The 20,503-nt window shown below is 34.5% G+C and carries 23 protein-coding genes; 10 read left to right on the top strand and 13 right to left on the bottom strand.

Going from position 1 to position 20,503, the window contains the following annotated elements; all coding sequences use genetic code 11:
• Nucleotides 1-62: 62 nt before the first annotated feature.
• Nucleotides 63-560, top strand: coding sequence for a tRNA (N6-threonylcarbamoyladenosine(37)-N6)-methyltransferase TrmO (gene tsaA / locus QW128_00590; protein MEM3832087.1), 498 nt, complete (start codon nt 63-65; stop codon nt 558-560).
• 77 nt (nt 561-637) lie between these two features.
• On the opposite strand, the gene QW128_00585 is transcribed toward tsaA, so the two are convergent.
• Together QW128_00585 and gcvT are read right to left on the bottom strand one after the other, a co-directional pair.
• Complete coding sequence (locus QW128_00585) at nt 638-1,588, bottom strand: hypothetical protein (GenBank protein MEM3832086.1); 951 nt, start codon at nt 1,586-1,588, stop codon at nt 638-640.
• A 2-nt stretch (nt 1,589-1,590) separates the two neighbouring features.
• Nucleotides 1,591-2,685, bottom strand: a complete 1,095-nt coding sequence (gene gcvT, locus QW128_00580; protein ID MEM3832085.1) for a glycine cleavage system aminomethyltransferase GcvT — start codon at nt 2,683-2,685, stop codon at nt 1,591-1,593.
• A 126-nt stretch (nt 2,686-2,811) separates the two neighbouring features.
• Here gcvT and dcd point away from each other — a divergent pair, with 126 nt between their 5' ends.
• The gene (dcd, locus tag QW128_00575; protein MEM3832084.1) at nt 2,812-3,348 is read left to right on the top strand and encodes a dCTP deaminase; all 537 of its coding nucleotides are present in this window, start codon (nt 2,812-2,814) and stop codon (nt 3,346-3,348) included.
• A gap of 28 nt (nt 3,349-3,376) precedes the next feature.
• Here the strand turns inward: dcd and QW128_00570 are convergent, their stop codons facing one another.
• The 4 genes from QW128_00570 to QW128_00555 form a co-directional block, all read right to left on the bottom strand.
• Entirely contained in the window at nt 3,377-5,122 is a 1,746-nt protein-coding gene (locus QW128_00570; GenBank protein ID MEM3832083.1) for a cation:proton antiporter, read from the bottom strand.
• A 365-nt stretch (nt 5,123-5,487) separates the two neighbouring features.
• The gene (locus tag QW128_00565) at nt 5,488-6,087 is read right to left on the bottom strand and encodes a DUF429 domain-containing protein (GenBank protein MEM3832082.1); all 600 of its coding nucleotides are present in this window, start codon (nt 6,085-6,087) and stop codon (nt 5,488-5,490) included.
• A gap of 76 nt (nt 6,088-6,163) precedes the next feature.
• Nucleotides 6,164-6,805 carry a transposase gene (locus QW128_00560; GenBank protein MEM3832081.1) on the bottom strand — a complete coding sequence of 214 codons (642 nt, stop codon included), beginning with the start codon at nt 6,803-6,805 and terminating at the stop codon, nt 6,164-6,166.
• Entirely contained in the window at nt 6,744-7,256 is a 513-nt protein-coding gene (locus QW128_00555; GenBank protein MEM3832080.1) for a hypothetical protein, read from the bottom strand. Before QW128_00555 ends, QW128_00560 begins: the two co-directional genes overlap by 62 nt.
• A 107-nt stretch (nt 7,257-7,363) precedes the next feature.
• Here QW128_00555 and QW128_00550 point away from each other — a divergent pair, with 107 nt between their 5' ends.
• Nucleotides 7,364-8,746: a RuvB-like helicase gene (locus QW128_00550; GenBank protein ID MEM3832079.1), complete on the top strand. Its 1,383-nt coding sequence runs from the start codon at nt 7,364-7,366 to the stop codon at nt 8,744-8,746.
• Nucleotides 8,747-8,777: 31 nt separating this feature from the next.
• Here QW128_00550 and QW128_00545 read toward each other — a convergent pair whose 3' ends face one another.
• From QW128_00545 to QW128_00520, 6 genes are all read right to left on the bottom strand, one after another.
• Nucleotides 8,778-9,182, bottom strand: a complete 405-nt coding sequence (locus tag QW128_00545; GenBank protein ID MEM3832078.1) for an EamA family transporter — start codon at nt 9,180-9,182, stop codon at nt 8,778-8,780.
• 295 nt (nt 9,183-9,477) lie between these two features.
• Nucleotides 9,478-10,023 (bottom strand): 2-oxoacid:acceptor oxidoreductase family protein, encoded by a 546-nt coding sequence (locus QW128_00540; protein ID MEM3832077.1) that lies wholly within the window; start codon nt 10,021-10,023, stop codon nt 9,478-9,480.
• Nucleotides 10,020-10,862 (bottom strand): thiamine pyrophosphate-dependent enzyme, encoded by an 843-nt coding sequence (locus QW128_00535; GenBank protein ID MEM3832076.1) that lies wholly within the window; start codon nt 10,860-10,862, stop codon nt 10,020-10,022. The genes QW128_00540 and QW128_00535 overlap by 4 nt, the downstream gene beginning before the upstream one ends.
• A complete protein-coding gene (locus QW128_00530; protein MEM3832075.1) occupies nt 10,862-12,007 on the bottom strand; it encodes a 2-oxoacid:acceptor oxidoreductase subunit alpha in 1,146 nt (381 codons plus the stop codon). Before QW128_00530 ends, QW128_00535 begins: the two co-directional genes overlap by 1 nt.
• Nucleotides 12,004-12,255, bottom strand: coding sequence for a 4Fe-4S binding protein (locus tag QW128_00525; protein ID MEM3832074.1), 252 nt, complete (start codon nt 12,253-12,255; stop codon nt 12,004-12,006). Before QW128_00525 ends, QW128_00530 begins: the two co-directional genes overlap by 4 nt.
• 129 nt (nt 12,256-12,384) lie before the next feature.
• Nucleotides 12,385-12,567: a hypothetical protein gene (locus tag QW128_00520; GenBank protein ID MEM3832073.1), complete on the bottom strand. Its 183-nt coding sequence runs from the start codon at nt 12,565-12,567 to the stop codon at nt 12,385-12,387.
• A gap of 82 nt (nt 12,568-12,649) precedes the next feature.
• On the opposite strand from QW128_00520, the gene QW128_00515 reads away from it, so the two are divergent.
• Nucleotides 12,650-13,012: a PadR family transcriptional regulator gene (locus QW128_00515; protein ID MEM3832072.1), complete on the top strand. Its 363-nt coding sequence runs from the start codon at nt 12,650-12,652 to the stop codon at nt 13,010-13,012.
• A gap of 38 nt (nt 13,013-13,050) precedes the next feature.
• Here QW128_00515 and QW128_00510 read toward each other — a convergent pair whose 3' ends face one another.
• Nucleotides 13,051-13,446 (bottom strand): helix-turn-helix domain-containing protein, encoded by a 396-nt coding sequence (locus QW128_00510; protein ID MEM3832071.1) that lies wholly within the window; start codon nt 13,444-13,446, stop codon nt 13,051-13,053.
• A gap of 462 nt (nt 13,447-13,908) precedes the next feature.
• Between QW128_00510 and QW128_00505 the strand changes: the two genes are divergently transcribed.
• The 6 genes from QW128_00505 to QW128_00480 all read left to right on the top strand — a co-directional run bounded on the left by QW128_00505 (nt 13,909) and on the right by QW128_00480 (nt 20,171).
• Complete coding sequence (locus QW128_00505) at nt 13,909-14,172, top strand: FeoC-like transcriptional regulator (protein ID MEM3832070.1); 264 nt, start codon at nt 13,909-13,911, stop codon at nt 14,170-14,172.
• The gene (locus QW128_00500) at nt 14,150-14,371 is read left to right on the top strand and encodes a FeoA family protein (GenBank protein MEM3832069.1); all 222 of its coding nucleotides are present in this window, start codon (nt 14,150-14,152) and stop codon (nt 14,369-14,371) included. The genes QW128_00505 and QW128_00500 overlap by 23 nt, the downstream gene beginning before the upstream one ends.
• Nucleotides 14,368-16,461, top strand: coding sequence for a ferrous iron transport protein B (gene feoB / locus QW128_00495; GenBank protein ID MEM3832068.1), 2,094 nt, complete (start codon nt 14,368-14,370; stop codon nt 16,459-16,461). The genes QW128_00500 and feoB overlap by 4 nt, the downstream gene beginning before the upstream one ends.
• A 77-nt stretch (nt 16,462-16,538) precedes the next feature.
• Nucleotides 16,539-17,216 (top strand): DUF1122 family protein, encoded by a 678-nt coding sequence (locus tag QW128_00490; protein MEM3832067.1) that lies wholly within the window; start codon nt 16,539-16,541, stop codon nt 17,214-17,216.
• 598 nt (nt 17,217-17,814) lie between these two features.
• The gene (locus QW128_00485; protein ID MEM3832066.1) at nt 17,815-19,248 is read left to right on the top strand and encodes a TrkH family potassium uptake protein; all 1,434 of its coding nucleotides are present in this window, start codon (nt 17,815-17,817) and stop codon (nt 19,246-19,248) included.
• Between the two features lie 269 nt (nt 19,249-19,517).
• Nucleotides 19,518-20,171, top strand: coding sequence for an NAD-binding protein (locus tag QW128_00480; protein MEM3832065.1), 654 nt, complete (start codon nt 19,518-19,520; stop codon nt 20,169-20,171).
• Nucleotides 20,172-20,503: the final 332 nt, after the last annotated feature.

The following is a 20,503-nucleotide window of genomic DNA, read 5'->3' as shown; positions in this document are numbered from 1 at the left end:
CAACGAATGAATTTTACAAAAAAGATATAAGATGATACAGTGTTTTTAGATGAGGAGTTTATATGGAGATCAAACTTAATCCAATAGGTATTGTTCATACCACTCTATCTGACGATATGATAAAAAATGCGTTCAAAGGTGTTGATGGCATTATAGAAATCTTTCCCGAATATGCTGAAGGTTTAATCGGCATTGACGGATTTTCTCATATAATTTTGATTGCATACTTGCATAAGGTTACAAGTGAGGATAGGAGTGTTCTAAAAATTAGGCATCGTAGATTTCAGAAACTTGGGATACCTATTAATGATCTACCTGAAGTGGGTGTTTTTTGTAGTGATTCTCCGCATCGTCCTAATCCAATAGCTTTGACTATCGTTCAGCTAATTAAACGGGAGGATAGGTTCCTTTATGTTAAAAATTTAGACTTATTCAATGGGACTCCTGTGCTAGATATTAAACCATATTCGTCGGACAGAATTGTAAGAGAAATCAAATTGCCTCCATGGTATGTTAAATTGCATGAGTGTGTTAAGAAAATACTAGGTGAAAGTGTTTAAAATTATACTTATATATCGTTGACAGTGAAATTCCTTCATGAACCTCTAACAATAGATGAGAAGGAAGTGATGAATGTCTATGAATTCAACAACGGTATAATATTACCATACTTATAATTTATTATTACTAGCTTGTTGTTGTTTATATTTTGTAAAATTCCTTGCACTTTTATCAGTGATCCTTTTGAGGCTATTTCCCAGAATCTCGAGCGGTATGAAATTACTTTGATTGGTGTATGTAATTCTAGTGGGCCTTCTATTATTTTTGTTGGTTTTATTATGTAACTTGGTGGAAAAAGCATAGATGTTGAATCGTCCAATATTATGCCTTTAAATCTAGTTCTGCCCAATGGTAATCCCAGGCTCCATGCGGTATAATCAAATAATTTTATTGAGTACATGTATCTTTTAAACATTCCTTGTACAATTTTTCTTTGTTCGATTAATTTGAATAATTTGTAGTTTATGGGTGTGTCACTTCTTTCTTTCCATAGTTCTTTGATTTTTTCCCCATAAACTGGCTTTGTGAGATTATTTTTTCTTAGCTCCTTAAGGTGTTGATATATACGTTTCGAGGTTTCATGATCACCATAAAATATGAGATCAATGTCAGAATCAATCGTATTTGCATTAAGTAATCTTGATCCTGTGATGCCCAGATTTTGGAGTATCCTATTATCGTTACCTGAGATTAAATAAACTAATTCCTTAATTACTGGGTCTCTTTTTATCATATCCTGCAATGTTGTTTTTGGATTAAAAATATGTTTTATATCATTATATTTTAATAGCGGGAATTCTGTTTCTCCAATTTTTTCGATAACATCTGGTTTTAGTTTCCTTAAGTGATCGATGGCGATTATGGGGTTTGGAAGTTTTTTATATTTTCTATTATTAATTATGCGGTCTCCAAACGGATCAGGAATATATTTTGGATATGCCCATATTCCATTATTTTTAGGTAAACCTACTACATAATAAATGATATCTAAGCCATCCATTACTGCGTATCCGTCTAACAGTTCCATGTTTACTGGAATAAGCTTCCACGAACAAATGGAAAATCTACTATTTTTGCCTCAAATGTTTTTTCACGTATCTCAATATCAGCAGTGCCTCCTATTAATGCATGGGTAGGCTTCATGTATGCCATTGCAATGTTTTTATCTAGTATAGGTGAATATCCTCCACTCGTTACATAACCTACTTCTACATCGCTGACTAGTACCTTAGACCCGTGTCTAGGTATTGGACCTTTATCTTTCATAATTAGACCCACCCTAATTTTTTGTACACCATTTTTTAATTGCTTTTCAAGCGCTTGCTTTCCTATGTAATCAGGTTTTTTAAGAGTGAAAACCCAGTATCTAGCCTCAAGTGGTGTTGTGTTTTCATCTATATCAGAACCATAGAGTAAGAACCCAGCTTCTAGTCTTAACGTGTCTCTCGAAATGATACCGACAGGATTTAATCCTTCATTAATCAGTAACATATACAATTTTTCACTATGCTCTTTCTTTATTATGAGTTCATAACCTTTTTCACCAGTCCATCCACCACCTGATAACATAAAAACTTCGGTGCCCAGCATGTTTATATTCAGTATAAAGTCTCCTATGCCAAGTTTTTCTATATTACTAATATACTTTGACATGAATTCTGGTGCTTTCGGTCCCTGTATGGCTAGCATTACTGTATCAAACGTGATGTCGTTAATATTAATATTAAATCCATTACTATGATCTTTCATCCATTTTATGACTTTATCCCTATTTATAGCATTGCATACTATAAGATAATTAAATTGGTCTATCATATATACTGTTACATCATCGATAAAACCTCCATGCTCATTTAGCATTGCAGTAGGCATTATAGCTTTCCCGGGCTTCAGTTTCATAACATTTTTTGCGATTAATCTATCAAGAAATACGGCGGCATCTTTTCCTTGCACTAATATTCTACCCATGTGGCTTATATCAAAAAGCCCTACACGAGATCTTACTAATTTATGTTCATTAATAACGCTTCCATAGTTCATAGCTACATTCCAGCCTGCAAAATCTCCAATGACAGCACCTAAACTTTTGTGAACATGAATTAATGGTACATCAAATCCTAACAATTACCTCACCATTTAATTAAATATAAAAACAGTAATTAATATTTATGGTTTTCATAATCATTTTAAAGAATCATGCAAACTCAGCAATTCTTATATACTCTATTGCGTGATTAGTATTGAGACACCATGATCCTCAGTGATTTCGATTTAAGGAATTACATAATGTCTAAACGAATTATTATAGAACCGTTTGTACCTGAGATCATTAGAGAAAACGGTCTCGATCTTAGATTAGGTAATCAACTAGCACGGATGAAAAATGTTCACGTACCATTTGATACTAAACATCCAAGCAATATTAGTGATTATTATGTAGTAGAAAACGCTGAAAGCTTTATAATAAACCCATATGAACACGTTCTTACTGTTACAATGGAGTATTTAGAGTTACCCACGGATGTAATGGCTTTCGTTGAGTTAAGGAGCACATTCGCTAGACTTGGACTTTTTATACCACCAACTATAGTGGATGCTAATTTTAAAGGACAACTTACTATAGAACTTATAGGAGGGCCATTCCCAGTTAAACTCTATGCCAGCGAAAGATTTTTACATTTAATCTTTGCCAAACTTACTAGTCCGGTTGAAAAACCATATTCTGGAAAGTATCAAGGACAGCGAGGCGTTACATTACCAAAACCAGATTTGCACCCTTTAAAGTAAATAGATAACAAAATACTAAAAATACTTCCTAAGCACCTTTGATAATATTTTGAAATGTAATTATGAACTTTTTCACATATCTGTAAAGCATGATGACTATTAGTACTATCGTTAATGCTGCATAAGCTCTAAATACAATACTTATTGATAGTATGCTCTCAAAAACCTTCAACACCATAAAATATATTTGCGTCAAAATAAATAAAATGATAATCAAGACAATTATGGTGTATATCATGTTGATAAGTGTTCGTGATAATGATCGAGTAATTTTAATATGTAATTCATTAAATATTTCTGTCATGATATTCTCAATATCTTTACGTAAAAGACTTAAAGCTGATATCATAAAAGTAAGAAAGCCCGCTATTACTAAATAAATCGTTAAATATAATAAGAAACTCGAAATACTAAGCGTGATCAAGTAGCTCAACGCAGAGATTGTTAATGTCGATGCGATAAAAATTAATGAAGCATATATTATTAAATCTGTTATTATTTTTCGCACATTTTTAGATTGATATTTACTACTTGCTGATGTACGTCTCAAAATGTTAAAGATGTATTCTAAATTTTGCACAAATGCTTTTGGAATTATTGAGATTAATTTAGGGGTTATAGTGCTACTGTATGCAGTCAATATCGACGAGATTAAAGAGGAGATTATCATTACGATGATGCTGACAACTAACATTTCATTACCTATAATACCTAATGCAACACCTTTATTTGATATGATTACTGAGAATTCGCTGATCGTAATCATGTAAAATCCAAAGTTTATGGCATTTTCTAATGTTGTAATACCATTACTCCAGAACGCAAATGAGAACGCAATAAACTTAATGAAAACTATTATTATGCTAATTAATACTCCTATTATGACTAGTTCAAGATTAACATTAACTGGGAACATTAATCCTATTGATGAAAAAAACATAAAAGCAAAAAGATCACGCATCCACTTACCTTTTGTTATAAATTCTTCCCCTATTTTTGTTTCGGCAAAAATTAAACCTCCTATAAATGCTCCTAAGGTATCTGATAATTCTAGCTCAGCACCTAACCATGAAAATATCATAGCAGTGGCCAATCCAATTAATAATACAAGTTCTTCACTAAATATGTAAAGCTTATCAATAAATTGTTTAACAAAGATTAAACCAAGTCCAATCACTGCAATCATTACTATAATAACACGTAGAATTATTTTGAAAAGATCATAAATTAGTATCTCATGGGTAGATAATAATGCTGGCAAAATAGCAAGACTAATTATAGCTAATAAATCCTCAAGTGTAGCCACACCTAATAATGTTCTAACTTCGTTGGGATATTTTTTGCTAATACCAGTTTCTTCCATTATTTTAAAAGACATTGCAGTACTCGTATTAATGGCTATTAAAGCTAAGATAACAGTATTTGCCCAAGATAAATTAATTATTAATCCCGCCAGATATGAGAGTAATATTACTACGATTAACTCCGTGATAAGTATTGAACTGACACTTAAAACCTCTCTTCTTAAAAACTTAACTTTTATCGATACACCTATCTCAAAAATAATCAATATAATACCTAACTCAGCCATAAATGATATAAAATCAGACTTCGGATTAATAATCCCAGTAAGAGGCCCGAGTATGATGCCCCCAACTATGTACCCTATTATGCTTGGCATACGAATCTTCTTTAAAATATACGCAAATAGTCCTGAAAAACCTACTAAAATACCCAATTGAAATAAAATACTATCAGTGCCCATCCCATCCATAAAAGCTAAAACAATTTCTAGCTTATAAATAGTATCTTTGCATAAATTAAACTTTTACAATTGAGTTTTACCACTCTTTCGGCGAGAAGGCATCCGACCTCAGTCGTGGAGATGAATCGCCGTTAACTTTATATTCATCCAATTCCATCAGCTCCTTGAGCGGGTCGCTCGGATGTGGATGGGACGCCCGAAAGCTGGAGTAAGACTCCCATCCAAGACGGGTGGGGGTGGTTCCAGCAAGCGGGCCATGGGCTATATGCTCATGGCAGGGGCTGCCTTGACACAGCCCAGAACTCGGTAGAATGAGTGGAGGCCCCACGACAAACCGAGAATCTCCCGGCTTCAGCCGTGGAGAGTGTCAATTTTCAAGACTGAGGACGTTGTACTGGAGGTAGTATCATGTAACCTTCGCTACTTGTTCCTAACGCGCTGTAGTTATTTTCAGAATACATTTTTGCAACTAATGCACAAGTTATTGCATCAAGTTCATCTTTACTCAATTTTTTCGAATTTATTTTTACACCAATTTTTATTAATCCATTTTTCAAACCTATAAGATCTTTTCTCCTAGGAATGTTTAATATGTCTTGCGCCGCACCTGGATATGTTTCTATTACTTTATATCCTGACGTTTCTAATATTGTTCGTAGTTTTATTCCCCTTTTTGTTAGTATTCTCATTGGACCTAAAGTTATTGGAAAGAATTTAATACCCATTCTTAATAATTCTTTATCACATTCCCGCAAATGAACAGGTTCTTTTGTATCCAAACTTTTCCTTTCTTTAGGCAAGAAAAGTGGTGCGTCTATGGCTATGACTGTTGGTTTAATTTTCTTAACTAATCTAATAATATCATCATCAGAGTACACTATGAATGCTTTAGCGATCATGTTATCATCTAGTATACATATTCCTGTTGGTCTTTTAGGACTGCCTGCCAAATCAATGCCCAGGTAATATTTCATTACTTTAGTTATGCACAATCCTGTATATAGAAATTTCTGTTGTGATAAATCAAGATTTTATATTATATTTAAGCGATTAAAATTGACACTCTCCTCGACTAAAGCCGGGAGATTCTCGGTTCCTCAGGCTTAAGCCTTCATCATACCGAGTTCCGGGCTGTGTCAAACCAGTCCCTGCCATGGACATGTAGCCCATAGCCCGCTTAAGGATGTTCGTTGCTCCATTATAGTCTGCGTTGCATTGGATTCCGCAGTTTTGACATTTGAACAGGCTTCCGACTCGGATGCTCATGTGACCGCATTTATGGCACAGTTTTGAAGTGTTTCTTTCGCTTATCTTAACAACTTTGATTCCGTGCCATCTCGCCTTATACTCTATGAATTGGCTTAGCCTATGGTATGGGAATCCGTTGTTGAGCTTTCTTTTGAAAGTCCTGCTCTCGCCGTTTCGTCTTATGCCCTTGAGTTTTCCAAGAACTATCATGGAGTCGTTCGCCAAAGCTTCGTTTACTATGGCTCTGCTGATCTTATGGAGAATATCGTTGACAACTCTTCTCTCTTTACGCCCAATCTTCTTTATCGCTTTATATGACTTCTTCAGGGCTAAGGTTCTCCTAAGCCAGAAGAAATGCCCCTTAACCCTCCTAAGCTCCCTCTCATAGAACTTCGGTTTTGGATTGCTTGAGTTGACTGTTGTGGCTATCCATCGTATCCCCATCTATAGCTAAAGCCGACTTAGGGTTTCTCTCCTTGACTTCCCTCTCGACAGTTATGTAGATGAACCACTCATTACCTTTCTTTACGATTTTAGCTTCTTTGCAAACCATGTCATCAGTTATTGGTTCATGGGTCTTTATAGGGACGTTTATTCCGCCTCTAACCCCATAAATTGGAATCTTGAGCCAATAAGGCGTCAGCTTGGTGTCAGCCCTATAGACATCTCTCCTCAGGATTAGCGGGTATTCTTTTCCTTCCTTTGGCTTGCCAATTCGCCTCAGAAGTCTATCGGCTTGCTGTCGAGTAGCAGAATAAAGTGGAACAAACTTGTCTCCATGCAAATAGCGTTGCCAATTCTCGTATTCCCTTCTAAGAAGCTCTTCCTTGCCTTTGCGTAGTTCAAGAATCTTTGCCTTAATGGTTTTCTTAGCCTTCATGAGCGACTCGCTCAATTATATATAGCATTCATCCCATATTTAAAAATATGGGCTTTCTCTGCTTACTCCTGTAAGAAAAAGCTATATTTTACTTTGACATTAATGCTATCGGGTGAATAATCATGTCTGCATCAATAGTGCCTATTGAGCCCGCCGGTGTAAAACGTTTTGAGCGTATAGGCGCGCATAGTCATATTAAAGGTTTAGGCTTAGATTCCAATGGTAAGGCGTTAAAAGTAGCAGATGGTATGGTTGGTCAAACTGAGGCTAGGGAAGCCGCCGGTTTTATCGTAAAATTAGTTAAAGAGGGAAAAATGGCTGGAAGGGGAGTATTGATTATAGGTCCTAGTGGAACAGGTAAGACAGCTATAGCTGTAGCTATAGCCAGAGAACTCGGATCTGATGTGCCTTTCATGATACTTAATGGTTCTGAAATCTATTCTACCGAGATGAAAAAGACTGAAGTTTTAATGCAAGCTACGAGAAAGGCAATTGGTATTAGGATAAAAGAAATGCGTAAAATCTATGAAGGTGTAGTCAAGCATCTCGATTTTCAGATGGGTACTAATCCTTATAATCCGTACCAACAGGTGCCTAAAGGTGCTAGAATAACATTAAAAACAAAGTCCGAAGAGCGTGCGTTGAGAGTTGGTCCTGAGATTGCTGAAGAATTAGTAACCAAAGGTGTTGAAATTGGTGATGTGATATGGTTGGATGCGGAGACTGGAAGAGTGACTAAGGTAGGCAGAGCTAAGGACACTTCAGTAGAAATTCCAATAGGTGAAGATTATGATGTGACCTCTACCAAAAGAGTAGAAGTTCCAGCCGGTCCTATATACAAGGATAAAGAATTTGTTTATACGTTAACACTTCATGACTTAGATGAGTACTATGCACAAAGAGGAGGAGGCTTAATCAGTATATTCTTTGGCACGGTAGAAAGAGAGATATCATCAGATGTCAGGCAAAAGGTTGATGAAGAGGTAAAGAAATTAATCGAGGAAGGTAAGGGTGAACTTTTACCTGGTGTTCTTTTTATAGATGATGTTCATATGTTAGATATAGAAGCATTAAGTTTTATGAGCAGAACTATTGAGAGTGAATTTTCACCAATAGTAATACTGGCAACAAATAGAGGAATGACGAAAATAAGAGGAACCGATCTAGAAGCTCCACACGGTCTGCCACTAGACCTTTTAGATAGATTGCTCATAATCTCAACAAGACAGTATCAACCAGATGAGGTAAGAGAAATATTAAAAATCAGAGCTAAAGAGGAGAACGTAAAATTAAGTGAAGATGCTCTTGAAAAATTAACTAAAATTGGTGCAGAGATGAGCTTGCGCTATGCTGTACAACTTATTACTCCAGCAAATATAGCAGCTAAGTCAAAAGGTAGAGATTCTGTGTCTGGAGACGATGTAGATTATGTAAAGAATTTATTCTTCGATATCACACATTCGGTAAAATACATTAAAGAATATGAAGAAAAATTACTAAAGTAGTCGTACTTCACTATTTTAAACCATTTTAAAATCATGTAGACAACAAAACTGCAGCAATGATTCCTAATATAATGCCTATCAACTGCAATGGTGTTATCTCTTCATGCAATATAATATATGAAAGTACTACAGCGATGGCAGGATATAGCGCCGTTAACGGAACAACAATTGATGCTTTTCCATCCTTAAGAGCCATTATGAAAAATATGTACCCTAAAGCTCCAGCAGTACTTGAGACTAAGATTATAAAAGCATCTCTTTGACTTACTAATAAACGATCTTTATAAATCATTGCAGTAAGGCTTGAAATTACTATAGTGATTAAACTTCCTATAACATATATTTGATGCCATTCTACATTCTTTGAAACAAATTTTAAAATAAAACCCCAAAGTCCCCACATAATTAAAGATAATATTGCGACAACCTGCCACACTTCCAAACACCACGTTCAATAAAAAATTAGACTTATTTAACTTTTCTTGATACATTCTTGCGAGGTACTCAATTTGAAGAATAATAAGTGGATTTTCTCACAATTTTAAAGAACAAGAATTCCCTAAAAGTTTCATTGACTTTCTTATCTTTCTCCACTTTTTATAAAACGTTAATCTAGAAACAATTACATAAATTTAAGTAGAGAAACTTCCATTCATGAAAGTTTTATTTTTCTGACGTCTTCCCCGTCCTGAAGGACCAAGAGGCCTTCGATTGTAAAGTTCTCATTAATCCTAAGGAGTAGGACTTTTAGTATAACTTATTTCATAACCTTTGCGTAATGCTTTTTTATTTATTTCACGCCATCTTGGATTTACCTCTAAATCTATTACTTTTTCAAGGACATCAGGCGTAATAAGTTTTGTTATTGCTGAAAACGCACCTAACATTATCATGTTTGCTACTGTGGATATTTTGAATTCATTCCTTGCAATATCACTTGCAGCTATTCCATACTTGATACCTTTTGAAGGTTTTACCAGCGTGCTATCAAAAATAATTATAGTGTTTTCATTTATTTTATTTATTAAAGAATCCCATGCCTGTTGAAACATGAATATTGCTATATCGGCTTTGCGAACTTTAAAATACTCCAGTTCATCTTGACTATCACTTACGATCAGTTCTGCATAGGATTCTCCACCTCGCGTGGATGCTCCGTATTCTTCAGTTTGAACTGCATATTTCTCACCATATTTTGTAAAAGCATATCCTAACAGATAACCCATTAGCTGTATACCTTGTCCTCCTCTTCCAGCAATTAAAATTTCGGTCCTCATTTCTTATCACCCTGACCTTTTGCTTTTTCCCTAATTTGATTTAACTGATCTAAATATGTTGGCTCATCCCTGTTGACAAACTCACCCAGGGTAATTTCACTATTCCAGTCATACTTAGCTTCAAAAGGTCCAATGTCTTTTCTAATTCTTCCCACATCCTTAATTTTCTTAAGAAGATCATAAGGTGTCTTGAATTCATTTAATCTGCCAAAAATTTCAGGACATTGTGAAATAACTTCTATGAATGAAAAACCGCGATGTAACAATGCTTTTTTAATGCTCTCCTTTAAAAGAACAGGATATGCTGTTGACCATCTAGCAACATACGTTGCTCCAGATGCCGCAACTAGTTGTACAACGTTAAATGGTTTGCTATCAGGATTGTAAGGCGATGTGTAAGTGAAGACTTCTTTTGGTGTTGTTGGTGCAACTTGTCCACCAGTTAAACCGTAAATAAAGTTATTAATCATAATGACAGTTATATCCGCATTTCTTCTTGCTGCATGTATTAGATGATTACCCCCAATAGATACTATATCCCCATCACCTCCAAATACTACAACTTTTAAATCTGGTCTTGCTAATTTAATGCCAAGAGCTACTGGAATTGCTCTGCCATGTAGTACATGTGCCCCATCAAACTTCAGATACAATGGTATTCTACCACTGCAACCTATTCCGCTTATAGCAGCTATTTTTTTAGAATCTATTTTAAGCTCATCAACTGCTCTTAAAAATGCTTGCATTACAGTCCCTATTCCACAACCAGGACACCAAGTATGAGGAAGCCTATCACTTCTTAAGTATTGTTCAAGTGGATGCAACACTGCTTCTTGCATTAAACTAGCACCTCCCTTTCAGCTATTTGTCTGATATCATTAGGTGAGGGGGCAACATAACTTAGCCATGGTATATGTCCAATTTCTACATTACTTTTAACACTCCAACGCACAGGGTAGATTAATTTTCCATAACTCATCTCAACAACGATCACATGAGAAGCATGCTTTATAGCCTTGTTAAGTTGATTTTCTGGAAAAGGCCAGATAGTAATAGGTCTAAAGAAACCCCACTTCAGTCCTTCTTTACGAGCTTCCCTTACCATCGATAAAACAATTCTGGCTATGGGACCTGCAGCCACAAAAACAACCTCTGAATCATCAGTAAACTTTTCATCCCATTTTTGAATTTTATCCGTATTCCGCCTAATTTTTTCATTTAAAACCCAAACATAAAGAGCCTGAACCTCAGGTTTTTCAAGATAATATCCACGTTCGTCGTGAGATAGACTATCCCTTATAATGAAATAACCGTCACCAAACGAAGCTATTGTTGGAATCAAATTTTCATCACGTGAATACGGTCTGTATACTTCTGGCGGCACTGTAGGCTTTCGGCGTTCTATGATTTCAACTTCATCAGGTGATTTTACATACAAGCGTTCTCGCATTCTGGCTAACATACCATCACTCAATAAAATAACAGGTGTCATGTACTTCTCTGCTAGATTAAAAGCTTCTATAGTGAGATCAAAAGCCTCCTGAACACTCCACGGATAAAGAGTAATAATCTCATAATCAGAATGAGAACCAAATTTAGTCTGCATTATATCACCCTGCCAAGGCTTACTGGCAATTCCAGTACTGGGACCTGCTCTCATGACATTCACTATAACTATTGGAGTTTCTGTAGCTACAGCAAGACCTATCCCTTCTTGCATAAGACTGTATCCAGGCCCAGAAGTAGCTGTCATGGATTTCATCCCAGCCATTGAAGCACCAATAATCATGTTTATAGAAGCTAGTTCATCCTCACCTTGAACATAAATACCACCAAGCCTAGGCAATCTTCTCGACATCTCCTCTGCTATCTCTGATGATGGTGTGATCGGGTATCCTGCGTAAAACCTGCAACCTGCAACCAAAGCACCTTCAACAACAGCCTGATTACCGTGAGTAAAAAGAACTTTATTTTCATCTATCATTTACCTACCCTCCTCACAAAAATCGCAAACTCAGGACAAATATTTTCACAAATCTTACATCCTATACAACGTGCTCTATCTTTTAAATATGTGGGCCGATATCCATAGACATTATATGTATTCTCTCTATCCAAAACCTTTGTTGGACACAATTCTATACAAAGGCCACATTCTTTACACCGATCTCTAATTACTACAACGTCAAAAACCTGCTTTCCAGACTGAAAAATTTCTGATTGCAAAATCATTATTACCAATGTCAATAATAATCCTAACAGTTTTAAATTTATCGAAAATTATAATAACTCATATTAACATACTCTTAATTATATAACTATTATACAAAAAATAAAAATATATGATTTAAAGATAACACTCTATTGCTTTCTAAGCTCTTTCTCGAGCTCTGCTATTTTCTCGTTAATATATTGTAGTTCGAGTTCTAAGTGTTTTTTGTAGTCCTTAAGAATTTCGAGTTCCTCTTCAGCAGTTAAATAGTGTTTGTGATAATACCACGGGCCATGATGCCAGTATCCATGCCACCACATTTTTATCGCCACATACTTATACAGGTATCTAATATATAAAGGTATCTTTGATACCCTAACATAAAAATATTAGACTCCAAAAATTATATAAAACATGCCAAACTCCATGCACCACAAATTCCATCACTGGATGATGCCCGTAGGCGGCCTTTTACCACTACTAGTTCTTCGCATGTTGTATGATAAGCCTAGACACGGCTATCAGCTTGAGGAAGATCTATCGAAAATTTTAGGTCGCCAAATACCAGAGGGTTTTATATACGGATTACTTAGAAGATTAGAAATGAGAGGATTAGTAACATATACTTGGGAGATGACCACAAGTGGCCCAGCCAGAAAAATTTACAAACTAACTGATGATGGTAGGGAATATTTAATATTAAGGCTAAAATCCATTACTTCCATAAAACAAATAATAGATTATCTGCTAAAGAATATGAATAATCTCGATACTTAGTAATGAGTAAGGACTTTCAATATTAATTTTGAGAAAATTTATTGTTTCTTAGTGATCTCCTTAATTATATCTTCAGGCATGCTATCTAAAAGCTTTTGAACAGCTTCATACCATTGAGTTAATCTCTGCTTAAGTGTGTTGCGCAATACATCAGGTGGAACAGCTTTATATTCATACATATATCCTCCCTTACCGATAAAACGTTCAGTTCTAACTGCAAGTCCTTTAATCACTAGATCATGAAGAATCTTTTGTACAGCCGGCCTACTCTTCCTTAATTTTTCGGTCATAATTTTAACAGTAGCTGGACCATCTCTCAATAGTATATAATATGCTTCTAACTCAGCACTTTCCAATCCCATTATACATTTTACTACATCACCAGGTCGAAGTTCCAATAATGCAAAAAGGGTCTTTAAACCTTCAATGCTCATAATTCTTCACTAAATAATTACTTTAACAATAATTTATATTTATTGTTAACACTCTCTGCAGCTGAAGTCAGTAGATTCTTGCTTCTAAAACTCTCATCAGCTAGCTGTTCATGAAGCTTCTACTTTCACCATCCCATTCCATCTTAGAGGTAAGAGGTGTGTCACTGTCTCGTTGGTCTTGCTTCCGTGGAGGCATATTCATTACAGTTCAAAATAATTTGTATTTAAGCTCATTGACGATTCATCCGACAAGTTAAAACCTTAAGATTTTCTATTGGATTTAGGTAAAGTTTTATTAATATTTTATCTATATCTAAATACTTGTTTCTTTAATATTTATATAGTTATTATACTGAGTCTTTTGAATAATTTTATTCTCTGTTGTTATTACATTATAACTTAAGTGATAAAGAATATAAATATCTTAAAATATATCTCATTTGAATACGTATGTGTGAGAGCATGTTGCATGATGATGTGCTTATTTTCGTTAGAAAAAAGGGGTATGTTAATGTGAGAGAAATTTCTAAAGCATTTAATGAACCACTTGATAAGATTGAGCTTATCTTGCAACAACTTATTGAATTGGGATATTTAGAGTACGCATCTAACAACTGTTCATTAAAGTTATGTGATACATGTCCAATAAATAAATCCTGTCCGTTCGTTAATTCAGGGACAAGGTTTTACAAGGTGAAGAGTAATGAAAAGTTTAGCAGAGATTGAGGAGGGTAAGAAAGTGAAAATTACAAAAATACTCGGGGGACATGGGCTGGTTAGGAGGTTATTACGTATTGGTCTTACTATAGGTATTGAACTTTTTATCGTTAATAATCAGGGTCCTATAATTGTTAAGTTTGGGGATTCTACTATTGTTATAGGTAGGGGTGTGGCTAAAAAGATATTAGTGGAGGAGGTGTTATGAGCTGTCATGATTATAAAAGTTTTAATTCTTTGAATGATAATGGAGGTTACGTTGTAGGCTTGGTTGCGCAACCCAACGCGGGCAAGACAACATTATTCAATACATTGACTAATGCAAGGGGGTATGTTGCCAACTGGCCTGGAAAGACTGTTGAAATATTTTCAGGAAACATTGAACATCATGGAAAGAAGTTGAGTATAATAGATTTACCGGGCATCCAAAGTCTTCATACATTGAGTAAGGAGGAGACATTAACGAAAGAATTCATATTGGAAAAGAAGTTTGATGCAATAATACTATTGGTTAATGCTGAGTCCCTTTATAGATCTCTGTATTTCGTCCTACAGATTCTTGAACTAACAAGTAAGGTGGTCGTTGCTATAAATAAATTTGATGTTGCTGAAAAGAGGGGTATCCATATAAATGTTGCTAAACTTGAGGCAAAACTGGGCGCCCCCATTGTTACTATAAGCGCATTAAAAAAGATTGGTATTGGACCACTTATGGACAGAGTTATGGATATTATTGAGAAAAAAGGTAAAGATGAGTATACCTTAAGGATAAATTATGGGTCGCTTGAGGAGTACATAGAACGTGCTCAGAAAATTGTTAAAAATAGAGGATTAGCTGTTCGTATTCTCGAAGGTGATAATTATTTGCTTGAAATACTAGGCAAAGAAGAAAAAGAAGAAGTTGTAAAAATCAGGAACGAAATCAGAGAAAAATATGGCTTCCAACCTGAGGAGTTAATTGCAATGTCTCGTTATAAGGTTGTCGAAGAACTTATGCAAGATGTTATCACTAAAGTAAACGTTGCAGAAAAAAGTTTTGAAGAAAAAATTGATAAGGTGATATTAAATAATTGGGCTATCGGCGCAGTCATATCATTATCTATTATGTTGGCAGCACTCTTTATATCGTTCACGATAAATACTGGTTTTCCTCTAAATCTGATCTTCAGAAGTTTTGGTTTATCAGAATTAGCTAACTTAATAGAAAATTACAGTCTTGGAGGAATAATTTCCACAGCATTTTCAATAGTTTCTAACATAGTCCAAATTCTTATGGAAGACGCTAATGCTCCTGCATGGCTTACTGATTTAACAGTTAACGGTATAATATCTGGTATAAGTACAGTGCTAAGCTTTTTGCCATTAATATTCATAGTGAACGTAGCCATGTCTTCTATAGAAGATAGTGGGTTTATGGCTAGAATGGCTGTGATTTTTAATAAAGTTACACGATTTGCTGGACTTACTGGTAAATCGTTCTTTCCATTAGGAATAGGTCTTGCTTGCAACGTCCCAGGAGTATTAGCGACTAGAATTTTAGAAGACGACAAAGAACGATACAAAGTAATTTTAACACTGCCATTCATCATTTGTCAAGCTAGATTAATAGTAATGATGTTCCTTCTCTCAGCATTTTTCATATCACCTATCATTCAAACAGGAACTGTTCTACTTCTTTACGGATTATCTATCGCAATGTTTTTACTCTCCTCAAAAGTACTCTCTAATATGGGAGCTTTTAAAGGTCAAGACCAGGAGCTTATACTAGAATTGCCACCATATCACATTCCTAGTCTGAGAGTCATTTCGTGGACATCTTGGGAAAGAAGTAAACATTTTATAACAAAGACATGGAAAATAATCCTCCCAGCAAGCATAGTAATTTGGATGGCAATGCATGTGGGATTAAATGGCTACACGCAAACCCCAGAGAAATCATTTGGATATATGATTGGGAATGTGATAACTAAATTCTTTAACCCAGTCGGAATTAATAGCTGGGAAATAGGTCTAGCACTCCTGGCAGGAATCATGGCAAAAGAAATTGTAATAGAGACGTTAGCTATCGCTTTTACTACTGAAAATCCCTTAGAAGCAGTTAAAGCATTAAATTTAACAATACCTCAAGCACTTTCAATACTTACATTCATAATGCTTTACACACCATGTATTGCAACACTATCAGCAATCTATTCAGAAACAAAAAGTCTAAAATTTGTTTTGATAAATTTAACAATGCAACTCTCTATAGCACTCCTATCCGCATATTTTATTTATGCGCTCATAACTTTTCTCTGAAACAAAAGTTAACATAATTCTTACATGTTTTCGATTCACGATTAAAAAGAAATTTATTATTCACTGAGTATTAAAAAATGGTGAGAATTATCTTAAAGGATGCCGTTCTAAAGATAATCAATGGTGTCTATATCAATGATTTTTGCATTTATGCTAAAAACATTACTAAGGGCAGGTTTTCTGAGGAGATGAATCTTGATTTTTATTTAAAGAAACACGATCAAGAAGCATTCCTTTTATCAGTAAAAGTCTTTCATGGACGAAAACCTTACTATCGACCGTGGATAGAAGTTTTCAACATCAACAATGAGCCAAAAATTAATAATGAAAAAATCGTTTATTTTAACTCTAATCTTGAAAATACTATGCTTTTAACTTTTTCACACATGTTAGAAAACGGTGAAAGCATTTATGTGGAATACTACAGTGATATAGAAACTAAAAAGCAACTTGATTTGGATTTTCCTCCTGCTGTTTCTCGTCTTGGATACAAGTTATTCGCTTTAGGTTTTTCATGGTTTAAAAATTGGTATTTTCCAGAAGGATTCATGGAAGGAAATGTGAAACTTCAAGCTGAAAAACCTATAAATGACAATGTTAAAGCTATGCAACTAACAAAAATGTATGAAGAAATTATTATATTCATTAAAAGGATAGAAAGTTTTAAAAAAGAATGGTACATTATTAACGCTATAGAAAGAGCAAAAAATATTATTGACAATCTCTCTAAAATTGGAAGTCATATAAAAAACTAAACTTTGAAGAATGACTGCTTATTCTTCTAGTCTCATTCTATTATTTGAGACACAGAATCGATAAAGACTTAGTCTCAGCTTAGTGGATTGTTCTACAGTTTCTGGAAATGGATTTTTATTGATGTTTTGATTCTGATACTGTTGGATGTTCGATACGAGCTCATCAGGCGACGGATTAAAACTCTCACTGTGTTGTTCTTCACTGTTGAGCAGTGAAAACCCTCAAAAATCGATAGAGGGAATAGATGAAAACTATTGAATCTCGCAGTGGTTACCGCTTTTCTTTCGAGTTTTAACAGTATGGGACTTAAATTTCTGAAAATCATTTCATCGTTTGAACAGAATCCACATAGATTCAGACATCAAAATTATTCCTGAAAGATTATAAGGATTAGCGATGAGAAAGGATAAATCCCGTGCATCATCAATACTTTAAGCACGATTGCGTAAGTTTGCGATGGACACTATGCTCATAACGTTTAGGTTTAAAACCTATGAATACTTATCAAATCTTGAGAGAAAAATGCTCTGTATGGTGAGAAAGATATTAACAAGGTTTGCGTAAAAATATAAATTATACTAAAAATAACTAATCACTGTGACATTAAATCTTCGTGGTATATTACGAGCAACTTTCGGTGTAGGTACTGTCGTTGGTATGTTCATGCTAATTGTTCCGTTAGTTGATTTAATATACGATGATACGATAAGTTTTTCATTTTTATTCTCTGGATTAGTGCTCATAGTGATTGGATATCTCTTATCTAGGATGAAAACACAGTCTCTTACATCTTTTGAGGCTGCAGTTGTTGCTGTGATCTCATGGATAATGATGTCTGTAATAAGTGCGATAGATATGTGTATCGAAACTAAATATGCGTTTATAGATACTTTATTTGAATCAGTGAGCGGGTTTACTGGAACTGGTTTCTCAGTGTTTGTGTTAAAAAATATGAAATACTCTATTATTTTATGGAGATCTCTCATGCAATGGATTGGCGAACTTGGGTTTACTGTATTTGCCATTTTAATACTTCCCTATTTCTATTATGTAGCCAGAGAAGTATACGGTGTAGAAAGACCTGTAAAAATCGAGATCACATTTTATAAAACAGCTATTCGTTTATTAATAATTTATGGTTCTCTCACGTTTATAGGCGCTGTAGCATATATCATAACTGGTATGTCTGGATTTGAAGCCATAAATCACATTATGACAACAATAGCGACAGGCGGTATGTCAATATATGATCAAGGATACCAATTAATATTCCTTCGCGCACCTTTTACTTATATTCCAATGGTCATATTCATGATACTAGGAGGAATGAACTTTCAGGATCTTAACAATTTAGTCACAGGAAAATTTAAAGAGTTATTGAAATCAGAGGAATTTATGTTTTACTTGATAATGCTAATGATACTTTCATCATTAGTATATCTATCATATCTATTTGTAGATAACATAAAGACTGACAATGTTATCCCATTTGCACTATTCAACACAATTTCAGGATATACGACAACGGGATTTAATTTAGGTTTAATTTCGAAACTAAGGGATACAACAAAAATCCTCTTAGTTATCTCAATGTTTATAGGTGGTATGTCGTTCTCTACAGCAGGTGGAATTAAAACTTTCCGTTTACTTCTATTTTTAAAGAAAATAAAGCATTATGCCCAATCTATAGTGTTACCTTCCTCTGTAATTAAACCTGTAAAATTCGACGAGAAGACAGTAAGTGAGGCAGAGTTTTCTCAAGTTCTTTTTATAATCATAATGCATGCACTAATGATTATCATTGGAGCATTAATAGTATCGGCATACGGCAACAATTTCACAGATTCGTTATTTGAAGCGACCTCAGCAGCAAGCAATGTAGGATTGAGCTCTGGCATAGTTTCTATGACAGACCCATTCACAGTAAAAATAACATTGATAATTCTCATGATACTTGGAAGACTAGAATACCTACCACTTTTCCTAGCCTTATCGTTAATGTTCAGAGAAAAAATAATAAAAAGAAAATAACATAAAAGAGTTATAAACTTGAAATAGCTTCAATAAGAAATTTTTAATTAGTTAACATTAAGATTTGCATCTAGGAATAAAACAATCAGTATTACTAATTTGATCATAATAAACGTTATATAGAGTTATCACTAAAATCTAATTAGGAGACCTTTATGAACAATCGCATCAATAAAAATGATCCTGATATAATTACATCGCTTAATAAAACATGTTATCTAAAAAATATTAGTGCTGGCACTCCTTATTGAATAAGGGAGGTGTATAGTTTGAAAATTTTAATAGTCGGTGGTGGTGTTGTTACTAAAGAATTATTGAACATTATTGATCTTAAACAACATGAGGTCATAATCGTCGAAAAAGATCAAAGTAGATGCTCTGAAATAAGCGAAAAATATGATGTGTTAGTTATAAATAAAGATGCAACAGATGTAACCGTTTACACAAAAGATATAGATATGACAATATTAGATGCTGTCATTGCGCTAACAGACAAAGACGAAGTAAATACGTTTGTTCTAACAATCGCAAAATTGTACAACATTCCCTTTAGATTAGCAAGAGTTAAAAATACTAGTATCGCAGAATTAATGACCAAGCTTGATCTAGGCATTCCTTTTACGTTCTCTTTAATGTTCAGTACTATGATAAAATATTTCATTGATTCATTAAGAGAAGCAAATCTTGTAGCTGCATTTAACAATATGAAACTATATTGGTTAACATTAATAGGCATTGATAGAGCCATAGGTAAACGAATCGACGAACTAGGATTACCGGATGATGTAAAGATTCTGCTCATATTTGATGGAAATACTATAAAAGCCCCCTCACCTAGCGACATATTGAACAATGGATATCAGCTATTAATTCTATCAGAACACACTGATGTAGAAGAAATAACAAAAATACTGAAAGGTTAAAGTTACTGTTGCTTTTAAACTTCCAAAGATATAAACCTGTACTAATACTCCTTTTATGAACTTTTCTCAAGAAAATTTCCACTATATTAAAGAGGTGTGAAAGCTTTCCATAGGGCAGAAGTATATTAACACTGCATCCCAGAACCCGATAGGATGAAACCTCAAGTAAACGAACTGAAAATCCTTGACCTTGATCGTGGAGAGAGTCAAATTCCTAAGAATTAAACTTTAGGTAAGAATATCTTTATTAGGATGTTTTAACCACATTAACATGATAAGGATAACTGATGAGTGTGATTTGTTTATGAATGAACTATCGCTTAAGAGAATTT

This window comes from Thermoprotei archaeon (genome assembly GCA_038881895.1).
Classification (GTDB): domain Archaea; phylum Thermoproteota; class Thermoprotei; order Gearchaeales; family WAQG01; genus JAVZOV01.
The sequence above is the reverse complement of the archived record's forward strand: the minus strand, read 5'-3'. Positions and strand labels throughout refer to the sequence as shown.